21 protein-coding genes and 1 tRNA gene are annotated in these 13,701 nt (G+C 35.9%); 20 read left to right on the top strand and 2 right to left on the bottom strand.

Going from position 1 to position 13,701, the window contains the following annotated elements:
* Nucleotides 1–70 precede the first annotated feature (70 nt).
* From QXW15_RS00785 to QXW15_RS00775, 3 genes are all read left to right on the top strand, one after another.
* A complete protein-coding gene (locus QXW15_RS00785) occupies nucleotides 71–454 on the top strand; it encodes a 30S ribosomal protein S6e (RefSeq protein WP_048101776.1) in 384 nt (127 codons plus the stop codon).
* A 2-nt stretch (nucleotides 455–456) separates the two neighbouring features.
* Nucleotides 457–1,674 carry a translation initiation factor IF-2 subunit gamma gene (gene eif2g, locus QXW15_RS00780; protein WP_048101775.1) on the top strand — a complete coding sequence of 406 codons (1,218 nt, stop codon included), beginning with the start codon at nucleotides 457–459 and terminating at the stop codon, nucleotides 1,672–1,674.
* Nucleotides 1,675–2,125: 451 nt separating this feature from the next.
* The gene (locus tag QXW15_RS00775; protein ID WP_048101774.1) at nucleotides 2,126–2,410 is read left to right on the top strand and encodes a DUF357 domain-containing protein; all 285 of its coding nucleotides are present in this window, start codon (nucleotides 2,126–2,128) and stop codon (nucleotides 2,408–2,410) included.
* Here QXW15_RS00775 and QXW15_RS00770 read toward each other — a convergent pair.
* Entirely contained in the window at nucleotides 2,398–3,561 is a 1,164-nt protein-coding gene (locus QXW15_RS00770; RefSeq protein ID WP_342789742.1) for a DNA recombination protein RmuC, read from the bottom strand. The two genes, QXW15_RS00775 and QXW15_RS00770, sit on opposite strands and share 13 nt — an antisense overlap.
* A gap of 178 nt (nucleotides 3,562–3,739) precedes the next feature.
* Nucleotides 3,740–3,813: transfer RNA gene (locus QXW15_RS00765), tRNA-Lys, on the bottom strand.
* Between the two features lie 107 nt (nucleotides 3,814–3,920).
* Here QXW15_RS00765 and QXW15_RS00760 point away from each other — a divergent pair.
* The 17 genes from QXW15_RS00760 (at nucleotide 3,921) to QXW15_RS00680 (ending at nucleotide 13,701) form a co-directional block, all read left to right on the top strand.
* The gene (locus QXW15_RS00760) at nucleotides 3,921–5,825 is read left to right on the top strand and encodes a glycoside hydrolase family 15 protein (protein WP_342789740.1); all 1,905 of its coding nucleotides are present in this window, start codon (nucleotides 3,921–3,923) and stop codon (nucleotides 5,823–5,825) included.
* A 228-nt stretch (nucleotides 5,826–6,053) separates the two neighbouring features.
* Nucleotides 6,054–7,046, top strand: coding sequence for a 50S ribosomal protein L3 (rpl3p, locus tag QXW15_RS00755; RefSeq protein WP_048101771.1), 993 nt, complete (start codon nucleotides 6,054–6,056; stop codon nucleotides 7,044–7,046).
* Nucleotides 7,047–7,048: 2 nt separating this feature from the next.
* Nucleotides 7,049–7,819: a 50S ribosomal protein L4 gene (gene rpl4p / locus QXW15_RS00750; protein WP_055040912.1), complete on the top strand. Its 771-nt coding sequence runs from the start codon at nucleotides 7,049–7,051 to the stop codon at nucleotides 7,817–7,819.
* Nucleotides 7,819–8,067, top strand: coding sequence for a 50S ribosomal protein L23 (locus QXW15_RS00745; RefSeq protein WP_048101769.1), 249 nt, complete (start codon nucleotides 7,819–7,821; stop codon nucleotides 8,065–8,067). The genes rpl4p and QXW15_RS00745 overlap by 1 nt, the downstream gene beginning before the upstream one ends.
* A gap of 11 nt (nucleotides 8,068–8,078) precedes the next feature.
* Entirely contained in the window at nucleotides 8,079–8,777 is a 699-nt protein-coding gene (locus QXW15_RS00740) for a 50S ribosomal protein L2 (protein WP_048101768.1), read from the top strand.
* Nucleotides 8,771–9,226 carry a 30S ribosomal protein S19 gene (locus QXW15_RS00735; RefSeq protein ID WP_048101767.1) on the top strand — a complete coding sequence of 152 codons (456 nt, stop codon included), beginning with the start codon at nucleotides 8,771–8,773 and terminating at the stop codon, nucleotides 9,224–9,226. Before QXW15_RS00740 ends, QXW15_RS00735 begins: the two co-directional genes overlap by 7 nt.
* 4 nt (nucleotides 9,227–9,230) lie before the next feature.
* Nucleotides 9,231–9,680 (top strand): 50S ribosomal protein L22, encoded by a 450-nt coding sequence (locus QXW15_RS00730; RefSeq protein ID WP_342789736.1) that lies wholly within the window; start codon nucleotides 9,231–9,233, stop codon nucleotides 9,678–9,680.
* Complete coding sequence (locus QXW15_RS00725; protein ID WP_048101765.1) at nucleotides 9,677–10,333, top strand: 30S ribosomal protein S3; 657 nt, start codon at nucleotides 9,677–9,679, stop codon at nucleotides 10,331–10,333. The genes QXW15_RS00730 and QXW15_RS00725 overlap by 4 nt, the downstream gene beginning before the upstream one ends.
* Nucleotides 10,317–10,514, top strand: coding sequence for a 50S ribosomal protein L29 (gene rpmC, locus QXW15_RS00720; RefSeq protein ID WP_048101764.1), 198 nt, complete (start codon nucleotides 10,317–10,319; stop codon nucleotides 10,512–10,514). Before QXW15_RS00725 ends, rpmC begins: the two co-directional genes overlap by 17 nt.
* Entirely contained in the window at nucleotides 10,511–10,810 is a 300-nt protein-coding gene (locus QXW15_RS00715) for a translation initiation factor (protein ID WP_048101763.1), read from the top strand. The genes rpmC and QXW15_RS00715 overlap by 4 nt, the downstream gene beginning before the upstream one ends.
* Nucleotides 10,807–11,100 (top strand): ribonuclease P protein subunit, encoded by a 294-nt coding sequence (locus tag QXW15_RS00710; protein WP_048101762.1) that lies wholly within the window; start codon nucleotides 10,807–10,809, stop codon nucleotides 11,098–11,100. Before QXW15_RS00715 ends, QXW15_RS00710 begins: the two co-directional genes overlap by 4 nt.
* 1 nt (nucleotide 11,101) lies before the next feature.
* A complete protein-coding gene (locus tag QXW15_RS00705; protein ID WP_048101761.1) occupies nucleotides 11,102–11,422 on the top strand; it encodes a 30S ribosomal protein S17 in 321 nt (106 codons plus the stop codon).
* Nucleotides 11,423–11,821: a 50S ribosomal protein L14 gene (gene rpl14p, locus QXW15_RS00700; RefSeq protein ID WP_048101760.1), complete on the top strand. Its 399-nt coding sequence runs from the start codon at nucleotides 11,423–11,425 to the stop codon at nucleotides 11,819–11,821.
* A 9-nt stretch (nucleotides 11,822–11,830) separates the two neighbouring features.
* Entirely contained in the window at nucleotides 11,831–12,307 is a 477-nt protein-coding gene (gene rplX / locus QXW15_RS00695; protein WP_048101759.1) for a 50S ribosomal protein L24, read from the top strand.
* A complete protein-coding gene (locus tag QXW15_RS00690) occupies nucleotides 12,297–13,013 on the top strand; it encodes a 30S ribosomal protein S4e (RefSeq protein ID WP_048101856.1) in 717 nt (238 codons plus the stop codon). The genes rplX and QXW15_RS00690 overlap by 11 nt, the downstream gene beginning before the upstream one ends.
* Nucleotides 13,003–13,533: a 50S ribosomal protein L5 gene (locus tag QXW15_RS00685; RefSeq protein ID WP_156150319.1), complete on the top strand. Its 531-nt coding sequence runs from the start codon at nucleotides 13,003–13,005 to the stop codon at nucleotides 13,531–13,533. Before QXW15_RS00690 ends, QXW15_RS00685 begins: the two co-directional genes overlap by 11 nt.
* Before the next feature lie 6 nt (nucleotides 13,534–13,539).
* Nucleotides 13,540–13,701 carry a 30S ribosomal protein S14 gene (locus QXW15_RS00680; protein ID WP_048101758.1) on the top strand — a complete coding sequence of 54 codons (162 nt, stop codon included), beginning with the start codon at nucleotides 13,540–13,542 and terminating at the stop codon, nucleotides 13,699–13,701.

The raw sequence follows: 13,701 nt of genomic DNA, 5'->3' as shown, positions 1-13,701 counted from the left end.
ATTTAAAAATCTATAATTTTATTAATAAGCATATAATAGGGAATAAATCAAAAAATTATGGTGAAATATTATGGCAGTTGCAGTTATTGCTGATAAAAAAACCGGGAAAACGTACAAAAAAGAATTTTCAGACGATGTTCTGGGTTCTCTAACAGGCAGAAGGCTCGGTGAGGAAATAGATGGCATATTTTTTGATATGCCTGGGTACAAAATGAAAATTACGGGTGGAAGCGCAAAGGACGGTTTCCCCATGAGAAAGGACCTTCCAATCATGGGTAAAAAAAGATTATTAATAACCTATGAAAGGGGAGAAAAGGCAAAAAAGGGAATAAGGAAAAGGGTCACATTCAGGGGCAATGTTATAGGGTCCGATATAGCCCAGCTTAATTTGGTTATTACACAGTATGGCCCAAAACCACTAGAAGAAAATAATACTACTGAGGGAGAACAGTAAAAATGCAACAGCCTTCGGTAAATATAGGAATGGTTGGTCATGTTGACCATGGGAAAAGTACGCTTACATATGCATTAACCGGCAAAAAAACAGATGTGCATTCAGAGGAAGTTAAGCGTGGCATATCAATTAAACTTGGTTATGCAGATACACCAATATATAAATGCGTTAATGCTGAAGGCAAGGTCTTTTATAGCAATAAAAAAATTAATGATTCGTGTGAACTTTCAAGGGTTATATCAATAGTTGATGCTCCTGGCCATGAAACATTAATGGCAACAATGCTTGCAGGATCATCAATAATGAATGGTGCCATTCTTGTTATAGCTGCAAATGAAAAATGCCCCCAGCCACAGACACGGGAGCATCTTACTGCCTTGGAAATAATGGGCATAAAGGAAATTATTGTTGTTCAGAATAAAATAGACCTTGTGACCAGGGAAAGGGCAATAGAAAGTTATAATGAGATAAAGGCATTTTTGAAAGGGAGTATAGCTGAAAATGCACCAATAATTCCTGTTAGTGCATATCATAACACAAATATAGATGTCGTTCTGGAGGCTATTGAAAATATAATAAAAACACCGAAATTTAATGAGAATGATGATCCAATAATGTATGTTGCAAGGTCATTTGATGTAAATAAACCGGGAACAAAAATAAAAGACCTTAAAGGCGGAGTTCTTGGCGGCTCATTAATACGTGGCATGCTCAGTGTTGGTGATGAAATAGAAATATCACCAGGTATACAGATTAACCGTGGCAATAAAACGGTTTGGGAAAATATGACCACCAGAATAGTATCATTAATGGCAGGATCTGAATCATATGACAGAATATATCCCGGAGGCCTTGCGGCTGTTGGAACAACACTTGATCCCTTTTTAACAAAGGGGGATTCCTTTACAGGTAGGGTAATAGGAAGGATTGGGAAGGTACCAAAAACAATTTTCAATCTCTCCATGGATTCACACCTGCTCAAAAGGGTTGTCGGTTTTGATGAGGAGCAGAAGGTTGAACCATTAAAAATTAATGAAATGATAATGCTTACAGTGGGAACTGCAAATACCATCGGCGTTATAACCTCTATTAAAGATGGAAATGTTGAGGTTTCATTAAAATATCCGGTTGCGGCAAGTATTGGGGATAGAATCGCAATAGGTAGAAGAATTTCAAATAGATGGCGTTTAATCGGTTATGGTTCAATAAAAAATATATAAAATGATTTCTGGATTATTACAATGCATTTTTATTGCTTCTATATTTTTCACATGACATGGATAAAACAAATGCGATTGGTATTATTGCAAAGTGCATAATTAATGCAGATATTGTGCCATTCATAAATTTATCAGCTATGTTGCAACCAGTTTACAGTTTCTGCTAACAATGTTAACATTTACCTTTGTAAGCTATTTTCTCATTAATGCTTAACCTTCCTGTATAAAACCCAATAACCTATATTCCGTTAAATTATTCAGAAATTGCCTTTTTTATAATATATCACTTGTATAAATGGTTATCAGTATTATTGATAATATGTATGGTAACTGATTTATATACTAAATTTTTATTCGTATAACGTAATAAGTTATTAAATATTAATATTTAAAAACTATTTGGTGATAAAATATATAAGAAAAAATAATACTTTCTATTGGATTAAAGGTCATGGAGTTAGAAAATCGCGTTAAAAAATATTTTGCTATTGAGGAAGAGGCCCTAAAAAAGGTCAAAATATCAGTTCCAAAGGAGTCGCATTTATACCAAATAGCATCGGATCACCTTGAAATGGTAAAAAATTATTACAACGATGCACGATATTTTTATGAAAAAAATGATTTAATTAATGCTTTTGCAGCATTGAATTATTCATATGGCTGGCTTGATTCCGGGATTAGGCTGGGAATATTTACAGGTGGTCCGGACTACCGGTTATTTACTCAGTTTAGATGATTAACCTCATCAGCATTATTTTCAACGCTATATATATTAAGGTTTTTATCTTCTTTGGGTATCTCTGTTTTTATTAGTTTTTCAATTACAGGCTCAAGTCTTGAATTTAAATATTTTGATGCCTTATTAAAGGATTCAACAGTTTTATTTATGTTTCTTGATAAATCATTCAATGCACCTGTAAAATCATCCAGCTGTTTATAAAATTCCTTTACATCAGCAATAAGCGAATTAAAATTATTGTATGTGTTAACATCCCTCCATCCCATATGTATTGTTAATAAAAGCGATATTAGGGTTATGGGTGTTGCAATGATAACCTTTTTTGATATAGCATCCTCTATTATACTGCTTGAATTTTCCATTATTATACCAAGAAGTGATTCCAAAGGTATAAACATTATAACAAAATCTACAGAATTATTGAATTTTTCCCAGTATTTTTTATTTGAAAGCTCTCTAACGTGGTTATTAAAGGCGGATACATACCTGGCCAGTTGATCCTTATTTTCTGGATTTTCTAAGTACTCAAAATATCCTGTCATTGGAACTTTGGAATCTATTATTACCCGCCTATTATTTGGCATTCTTATTATCATATCTGGTTTTGCCTCACTGTCATTAGATGCTGTTTGTTCTGAAAAATCACAGTAGGGAGACATTCCGGCCATTTCAACTATCCTCCTTAAAGTTATTTCTCCCCATTTCCCCCTTATGGATGGATTTTTTAATGCATATACAAGCTTATTCGTATCTGTTTCAAGGGAGTTTATCTTTTTATATAAATTTTCAATATTGTTATTAAGTGACCCAAGTTCCATTTTTCTGCTTTTTTCTGCACTTTCTAAATATTCATTATAGCTCTTTAAAGATTCTTTTAATGGCTCAATTATACTGCTTATTTTTAAAAGATTTTTCTCATTTTCCTGCCTTTCAGTTTCAATGGCGTTTTTAAATACCATTGAACCAGTATTAATTAAATTACTGTTCTGATCATTTATATATTTATTAATGACATCCTTAAAATTCATATTAAGTTTTTCAAGCATTGAATTCATAGTTTTTCTGGAAATAACGTAATAAATTAAAATGCCTGAAATAATACCGGCACCCATGCCTGAAAGAAACCACTGAAGATTTATATTTAGCATGGTTATAGGATTTAATATAATAATTTAATCTTTGTCATACCTAGTCCAACAAATACTGTAAATTTATTAAATAGTTAAGCATGATATACTTAAAATTATAATTTAGAAAATTAATTAAATAAAATATATAATCTGCCTTATAAAAATATTAATTTTTAAATCACGCTATAAATTTAAGCGGGTCCGAAGGGATTTGAACCCTTGACCGATGGATTAAGAGTCCATCGCTCTACCTAGCTGAGCTACGGACCCACACCTATGTATAACAAAATAGTATTTTAACTTTTAATAATTATAATCCTCTGTTTAATACATTTAAAATAATAACTTTTAATATTAGTATTGAATATAACCCGTAAATGGTAAGGTATATACCAATTGGCAATGGAAAATTGCTTGTTAGCTTTAATAATGATTATAATCTTACGGATATATATTTTTCAAGAGAAATGGCTGAGAATCATAGTGGTGGTAGGCCGTTTAAATATGGTATTTCAGTGGATAATAATTTTGTCTGGATGAACAAAAATTTCCTTATTTCCAAAGATTATTTTGATCATACAATGATTGGAATTGCAAAATATAAAATTTCAGACGTATATTTTGAGGATCAAAATTTTGTTGATATCTATGAGGATATCTTTGTAAGAAAGGTTAAGATTTTGAATACAACTGATACACCTAAAAAAATTAAATTATTTTTCCACCAGAATTTTTCAATATACGGAAATAATATTGGTGATACAGCTTTTTATTACCCATACAACAATTCTATAATACATTACAAGGGAAGGAGATATTTTATGATATCCACCCTGGATGGTAATACCTCCTTTGATCAATATTCTGTGGGAATAAAAGATTTTAATGGTCTGGCAGGCACATGGAAGGATGCAGAGGATGGTGAGCTTGCAATGAATACAATTGCAACCGGATCCGTTGATTCAATAATTAGGCATACAATTTCCATAGACCCAAAAGCATCATTTGAACTGTATTATTATATACTGGCAGCCAGAGATTTAAAATCACTTCTTGAAACATCAAAGGAGATAACTGTTGAAAACCTGGAAAGAATGCTTAAGAGAACTGAAAATTTTTGGGAATTATGGGTGTCAAAATTTCAGGTTAACCTTGACAATTCATTGAATGAAATGTTTAAAAAATCGTTATTTATCATAAGGTCACATATTAATGATAAGGGCGCGGTTCTGGCATCAAGCGATAGCGAAATCCTTAGAAGCAATATGGACTCATATTACTATTCATGGCCTAGAGACGCGGCATATGCAGCTATTTCAATGATTATGTCTGATCACGGAGACCCTGCAAAATTATTTTTTGATTTTTGTATATCCACAATATCCGATGATGGTTATTTTTATCATAAATACAATCCTGATGGTAAAATAGCAAGTAGCTGGCTTCCATATTACATGAATGGAAAAAGAATACTACCAATACAGGAGGATGAATCCGCCCTTGTCATTATAGCCATTTATTATTATTATTCTGTTTATAAGGATATAGAATATATATCCTATCTTTATGAAAAATTGATAAAAAAAATAGCAGATTTTCTATATGGATTTACATACGAAAACGGTCTTCCCAGGGAATCTTTTGATTTGTGGGAAGAAAGATTCGGAATTAACACATATACCGTGGCCACCGTGTATTCTGCACTTAAATATGCCTCAGCTTTTGCACAGATATTCAATGACATAGATCTCTCAAAAAAATATATGGATAAGGCTGATTTAATGCTAAAGACATTTAAGTCAACATTTTATTCTGATCTAACTGGTTATTATGGCAGAACAATGAATAATGGGAAGATTGACTTTACTCCAGATTCCTCGGTCCTATCACTTATAAACCTTGATGTGCTGCCCCCAGATGACCCGACAATAAAATCAACTGTTAATAATATTGTCTCCAGATTATGGGTTCCTGACACAGGTGGCCTGGCAAGATATGAAAAAGATTTTTATCAGAGACGGGATAACAGATATGATATTCCAGGAAATCCATGGATCATTACGACGCTATGGCTTGCGGACTACTATATCAAGATCAAAAATTTTGATAAGGCCAGAGATTTAATTTCATGGGTTGTGAATCATAGTGAGGCCTCAGGTATATTGTCTGAGCAAATAGACCCTATAACAGGTCAGCCTCTTTCAGTATCCCCATTAACATGGTCACATGCACAGTTTGTAATTACATTAATTAATTATAAAAATGCCATAAATCAAAAATAAAAATTTACAATTGTTTTTATTTAAAATAAAATATTTGAAGTAAAATCTCATATTATAAAACAATAGAACGTGTGATATCTAAATCAAATGTAATTCAATATAACAAAGTTAATAAATATTAAATTAATAACCTTAAAAAAACCATACACATTTGGGCAATGCATTTATGCATCCCGGTTTATCAGAAGTTCTTTCTGATATGGCAGGTGTAACGGTTGGTGATAAAAGATGGCAACTCCGCATCATTCCCGTAGGGGATCAATGGCGTACTATCCCAGGGTACGCGCTAAAAAAATTGGGGCTGATATTCGCTCTTGGCCTGAAATTGAGGGTAAGGCGAAAATTCAGGCATTCGCTGGCTATAAAGTTGGAATGACACATATACAGATGACAGACTATAGAAAAAATAGCGTTACAGCAGGTAAGACAATAATGGCTCCTGTCACCGTTGTTGAGGTTCCTCCGCTTAATGTCATAGCCATTCGTTATTATGAGGAAGGAGACAATGGTCTGCAGGTATTTGCAGAGGAACGTGCAGAAAATATAGATAAATCTGTATTTAGGAGAATACCAGAAATTAAAAATAAAAAGGAATTAAAGGTTGAGATTAAGGACGTTGCAGATGTAAGATTAATAGTCCATACAAACCCAAAAATGGTTCCAAGCATACCCTCAAAAACTCCAGAAATATTTGAGATAAGGATAGGTGGTTCAACAATAGAAGATAGAATAAAGCTTGCAAAGGAAAAACTTGGAAAGGAATTAATATTCAGTGATTTTGCATCTGCCGGTTCGTTTATTGATGTTATATCTGTAACAAAAGGAAAAGGATTCCAGGGCGTTGTAAAGAGATTTGGAGTCAAACTTCTTCCAAGGAAAAACAGAAAGCATAGAAGGATGATTGGTACACTTGGTCCATGGCATCCAGACTGGGTCAGGAATACTGTTCCCCAGGCAGGCCAGGTTGGATTTCATCAGAGAACACTTCATAATATAAGGGTTGTTAAAGTTGATACAAAAGATCATGTTGATGATATAAACGTTAAAGGAGGTTTTCTTAATTATGGCCTGGTTAAAAATGATTATGTCCTGCTTTATGGTTCAATATCCGGACCAGCCAAAAGGTTAATTAAACTAAGAGACCCGGCAAGACAGACAAGGCCAAATGTCGAAAATATAGATATAACCTATATATCAAAGGAATCAAAACAGGGTGATTAAACTTGAAGGTTAATGTATATAATATTGATGGTGAGGTCGAAAAACAGATAGATTTGCCTACTGTATTCGAAATTATGCCCCGGGAAGACCTTATACATAAGGCATTTAAGGCCATTACATTGTCTTTAAGGCAGCCATATGGGTCAAGCCCGGCTGCGGGAACACGCAGAGTTGGCCATAATCTGGGCCCAAACCATGGAATATCAAGAATACCAAGAATCGCTGGCGGTTCACGTGGAGTACTTCTGGCAAGCATGGTTGGTGGTAGGAGTGCCCACTCACCCAGAAGTGATAAGGTCTTATATAAGAAAATTAATAGCAAAGAATTAAAATATGCAAGGTTAAGTGCAATAGCATTAACTGCCAGTAAGGAACATATAATAAAGAGAGGGCACAGGCTTGATGAGGATACAACATCAAATCTAACATTTCCAATAGTGGTTGATAATGACATTGAATCAATAAATAAGGCCAAGGATGCTATGAAATTCCTACAAAATCTTGGTCTTCTGGATGATGTTATTAGGGCAAAAAACGGTGTTAAGATAAGGCCAGGAAGGGGAAAAATGAGAAACAGGCCATATAAACATCCAAAAAGTGTTCTTGTTGTTGGATCATCACAGGAAAAACTTAGGGCATTTGCAGGCTTGCCGGGCGTTGATGTTGCCACAATAAACAGCCTTAGCATAAGGAAACTTGCCCCAGGAGGCAACCCCGGCAGGCTTACAGTTTATACCGAAAATGTAATTGAGCAGTTAAGAGGTGTTTATTAATGGATTATATAATTACTCCTATAATTACAGAAAAAACCACACTAATGATGGAAAAGGAAAATAAACTTACATTTCTTGTTGACCGTAGAGGTAAAAAGGATCAGATTAAAAAAGAGGTAGAGGAAAGATTCAATGTTAAGGTTAAATCTATAAATATTATGATAACAAAGAAGGGCAAAAAAGCCATAGTTAAATTAACCGATGACTTTTCTGCTGAAGAAATAGGGGGGAGAATAGGAATATTCTGAGGTGAAAATAAATGGGAAAACATATAATTGCACAGAGAAGGGGGCACGGGTCACTTACTTACCGTAGCCCTAGCTTCAGGCACGTTTCCGAAATTAAACATTTAGGCGATGGTAATTATAAAATTGAGGATATAATACAGGCACCGGGCAGAAATGCACCTGTACTTGTATTAAAAAATGAAAATAATGAAAAAAAATATATGCTTGCATTCAACGGAGCATATGTGGGTCAGGAAATTACGGTTGGTAATGCTGAATCAACATCCGTTGGTTCCACAAATTTTCTTTCAAAAATAGATGACGGTGCCCTTGTATTTAATATAGAGAGCAGGCCAGGGGATGGGGGAAAATTCTGTAGAACTGCCGGATCCTATGGACTTGTTATAAGCCATGGGGAAAGTGTTTCGGTAAAGCTTCCATCTGGCAGAATTAAAGAGTTTAATCCGGGATGCCGTGCCACAGTTGGTGTTGTTGCCGGTTCTGGAGCACGTGATATACCTATATTAAAGGCCGGAACCCACATTAAATATCTGCAGAGCAAGGCAAAGAAGCCATATACAGTTAGAGGTGTTGCAATGAATGCTGTAAATCATCCACATGGTGGAGGTAATCATCAGCATGTCGGCGGCCCAAGCACTGTAGGGCGTGGTGCACCACCAGGAGCAAAGGTTGGAAGATTATCACCTAAAAGGAGGAATAAATCATGGTAGTTAGAAAACAGGCATCTGTAAAATCAATTAAGAGAAGATCACGAAAGGCGCAGAAGGCCATAACAGGGAGGGCAAAGGAATTCCTTTACCGTGGCCATACACTTGAGGAGCTTCAGGGTATGGAACTGGATGAGCTTTTACCGCTACTTCCTGCTAGGGCAAGAAGATCATACAGCAGAGAAATGAATCACGAACAAAAGAAGTTATTTGAAGATCTGCTCAGTGATAAGCAGGATATAAAAACACATGTAAGGGATATAATCATACTGCCACAGTTCGTGGGAAAAACCATAGAACTATATAATGGTCATAGCTATTTGAAGTTTGATATTAAGGGAGAAATGATCGGCCATTACCTTGGAGAGTTTGCCCCCACAAGAAAGGAGGTAAAGCATTCTGGTCCAGGTGTTGGTGCCACAAGGTCATCGAAGTTCCTTCCACTGAAGTGATATTATGAGAGGATACAGCATAAAAAATTTACCGGAAAAATATGCGCTTGCAAGGCTTAAGGAAGAAGACATCTCACTTAAGGATGCAGTTAACATAGCACATTTCTTAAAGGGCAAAAAACTAGAATCCGCAAAAAATATACTTGATGGTGTTATAGAAAAAAAGATACCTGTACCCTATTTTAGGTATCTTGACTCAGTATCACATAGAAAGGGCATCGGCCCCGGCAGATATCCGGTTAAGGCTGCCAAGGCCTTCAAAAGGCTGCTTAACGATGTGTCAGCAAATGCTGAATTTAAGGGTCTTTCAGAAAATCTTTTAATATATTCCATAGCTGCATCAAAGGGCAGGGTAATAAAAAAATACACTCCAAAGGCCTATGGAAGGGCAGGCGCATTTTACAAGGAGCTTATTAACGTTGATGTTGTTGTAACTGAGGAGGGTCAGCAATGAAAGAGAAAAAATTTGTCAGTGACAATATAAGAAAGCTACTTGTTAGTGAATACCTAAGAAGGGAAAACGATAGCGCCGGCTTTGGTGGCATGGAAATGAAGAGAACACCATTTGGTACAAACATAACGCTTTATGTAAACAGGCCTGGGCTTGTTATAGGCCGGCATGGAACCAAGATAAAGGACATGACGGAGGAGCTGGAGAAAAAATATAAACTTGAGTCCCCACAGATAGAGGTAAAGGAGGTGGATAATCCAGATTTAAATCCACAGATTATATCAAAGAAGATAGCCCTATCTCTTGAAAAAGGCTGGAATTACAGAAAGGCAGGGAATACAACATTAAGGCGCGTTATAGATCAGCATGCACGTGGCGTATTAATAAGGATCGGCGGTAAAATATCAGGCGAAAGGGCAAGAACGCAGAAGTTTATGTATGGAGAAATTAAATACTCCGGGGAGCCTGCAAGGGCAGGAGTTGATGGCGGCTTCTCAGTTGCAATGCTTAAAACTGGTGTCATAGGCGTATATGTAAAACTGTTAAAATCTGATTACAGGCTTCCTGATGAGATTGGCATTAAACAAAACCCTGTACAGCCTGTAAATGAATCGCCTGAAAATAATGAGGTGGAGGATAATGGAACTGAAGAGTAAGGATTTAAGATCCATGAGCAATGAGGAGTTAAATCAAAAACTCAAATCCCTTAAGGATTCATTGCTAAGGGAAAGGGCATCTGTTGCAATGGGTGGTGCCCCATCAAGCCCTGGCAAGATGAGATCCATAAGGAGGCAGATAGCCAGAGTGTTAACAATAATGGAGGAAAAAGAAGAATGAAAGATAAAGATTTTACCGGGATGCCGAAGGAGCTGCAGCCATGGGAGGGCTTTAACAGGAATAATGAGGTAGTTAGAATAAGCGTAGATAAAAGACGGTACGGAAAAACAGTTACTGTTATTGAGGGAATAGACCCAAAATCCGAAAACCTCAACGATATTGCCAAGGTATTAAAGAAGAAGGCTGCCTCCGGAGGAACAGTTAAGGACGGTAAATCTATAGAACTTCAGGGAGACCATAGGGAAACCATTAAAAAAGAACTAGAAAATATGGGATTTAAGGTTCAATTAGTATGATAAATAATGATATATATCTTCAGGAATTCATCGGAAACTATATAGAAGTCATATCCTCATCAAATAACAACAACATTGGCCTGCATGGATATGTGGTTGATGAAACAAAGAATACATTGATTATAGATCATTCAGGCAAACAAAAGGTCGTACCTAAGGCATATTCAAAATTTCGAATATGGATATCAGGAAATCCGTATGATCTGGAAGGTTCATTAATAATAATGAAGCCTGAAGATAGGACAAAAGAAAAAAAGAAGATATTTAAAAAATTAAGGAGAAATGATTAAGATGAAAAACATAGGCATTGATGTTAAACTGCCGGAGAAGGAATGCACTGACGTTAACTGTCCATTTCACGGGCATTTGACAGTAAGAGGGCAGATAATAGTAGGTACTGTTGTATCCAATAAAATGAATAAGAGCATAGTTGTCAGAAAGGAATCCAAGGAGCTTATAAAAAAGTATGAGAGGTATGCAACGAAATTCTCCAAATATCATGCACATCTGCCGGATTGCATCGATGTAAAGCCCGGTGATAAAGTAAAAATTGCTGAATGCAGAAAGCTTGCAAAAACCATTAGTTTCGTTGTAATAGAAAAGGTGGATTAAATGAAGGGTATATCTGGGAATGAAGCAAGAGGTTTACCACTGGGTGCTGTTATCCCATGTGCGGACAATACCGGTGCAAAATTGGTTAGCCTTATAGGTGTAAAGGCACTTCATACAGTAGCAAGAAGAATACCTGCAGCCGGTGTTGGAGATTTATTAATAGCTAGTGTTAAGAAGGGCACACCAGAAATGCGAGCCAAGGTTGTATATGCAGTTGTGGTAAGGCAGAAACGCCCATACCGCCGTGCAGATGGTAACCTTATACAGTTTGAGGATAATGCTGTTGTTCTTGTTACCCCTGATGGCGAGGTTAGGGGCTCTGAGATAAAGGGACCTGTAGCAAGGGAGGCTGCTGAAAGGTGGCCCAGGATTGCTGCTATAGCTTCAACAATAGTGTGAGGTAAAATTATGATAAACAATAAAATAAATGTATCATTAAGTAAAGATTTAAGGAAAAAATATGGGATAAGGCGTTTCCCAATTTCTAAGGGCGATGTTGTAACCATAATATCAGGGTCAAGAAAAGGCGAGGGTGGCAAGGTAATTGATGTTAACCATAAAAATAAGAAGATATCAATTGAGGGCATAACAATAGCGAAGGCAGACGGTAAGCAGGTTGCATACTATGTGGATCATAGCAATCTGCAGATAACAAGGCTTGATCTATCAAGGACAGACAGACAGGCCAAACTTAGAGAGATAACTGCAGCCAGGAATCTGCCACCTCCAGAACCGGAAGAAATTAAACAGGAGGAAACCACAGAGACTGTAACAGAAGGCGGAGAGTCAGAAAAAACGGCAGAAGATGAAGGTAGTGAAGAGGAAATTAATGATGAAAATAATAAAGATGTAATAAAAGAAAATGGTGATAATAATGAAAACTAAAATAATGATGGCCTCAAATAGATTAAAAATACCCAGAAAAACCCATTTCTGGTCTGTTACACCATCTCCGGGTACCCATAAAAAGGAAGACGCACTACCATTATTAATTGCCTTAAGAGATTATCTGAAGCTTGGTGACAAGGAAAGGGAAATAACAAGAATACTTGCAAATGGAGATGTAATGGTAGACAACAAGGTTGTAAAGGATAGGAGATTTCCGGTTGGATTCATGGATACAATATCCATTAAGACCATAAATCAGGATTTTCTCGTACTTTATGATAAGAAGGGTAAAATAATAATTACAAAAAACCCCGAGGAAAATAAGGGAATGAAACTATTGCAGGTAAAAACAAAAACAGTAATTGGCAAGGATAAATATCAGATAGGGTTCCATAATGGCTTTTCAATAATAACGGATAAAAATGACCTAAATACATATGATGTTGTACTTGTAAAAATGCCAAAGGTTGAGATACAGGAGGTTATGAGATTAATACCTGGCAATAAAGCGTTTATTATCGGTGGATCACACGTTGGCGAAATAGGCACAATAAAATCTGTTGAGGTTAATAAATCCTCCGGAAGCAATTTTGTGCATTTCAATGAGGGATTTACAACCGTTAAAAACTATGTGTTTGTTATTGGCAATCCAAAATACACATTTAAAATACCAGAAAACGAGGTGATGGCATATGATGAGTGAACAGAAAACAAACCCCATGAGTGCAATTGTTATAGACAAGGTCGTTATAAATATCGGTGTTGGGGCTGCTGGAGAGCGCCTAAATAAGGCTGCAAAGGTTATAGAACTGTTAACACACCACAAACCAGTGTTTACCAAGGCAGAAAAAACAATAAGGGATTTCAATATAAGAAAGGGACTTAGTATTGGTGCCAAGGTAACATTAAGAAAAGATGATGCATACAAGTTTTTAAAGGAAGCATTTTATGCCAAGGATTATAAAATACCCGTATATTCATTTGATAGGCAGGGTAATGCATATTTTGGAATAACAGATTATACAGATTTTAAGGGAATGAAATATGATCCCGATATAGGTATATTTGGCATGGATATAGCAATAGTTTTTAGAAGGCTCGGAGGATACAGAATATCAAAAAGAAGAATAAATCCAAAGCACATACCCAATAAAATAAGAATAACCAAGGAAGAGTCCATGAAATTTTTAGAGGATAATTTTAATGTAAAAATAGTGAGGTGAACATAAATGAGTCAAATAAAGCTTCAACCAAAGAAAAATTTCGGGCATGTAAACGGCTGTGTGAGGTGTGGCAGAAAACGCGGTATTGTAAGAAGATATGGAATCAATATGTGCAGGCAGTGCTTTAGGGAAACTGCAGGGAAAATTGGATTTAGAAAATACAGCTGA

Source organism: Acidiplasma sp., from assembly GCF_038728925.1.
Lineage (GTDB): Archaea > Thermoplasmatota > Thermoplasmata > Thermoplasmatales > Thermoplasmataceae > Acidiplasma > Acidiplasma aeolicum.
This window is presented reverse-complemented; position numbering and strand designations above follow the sequence as displayed.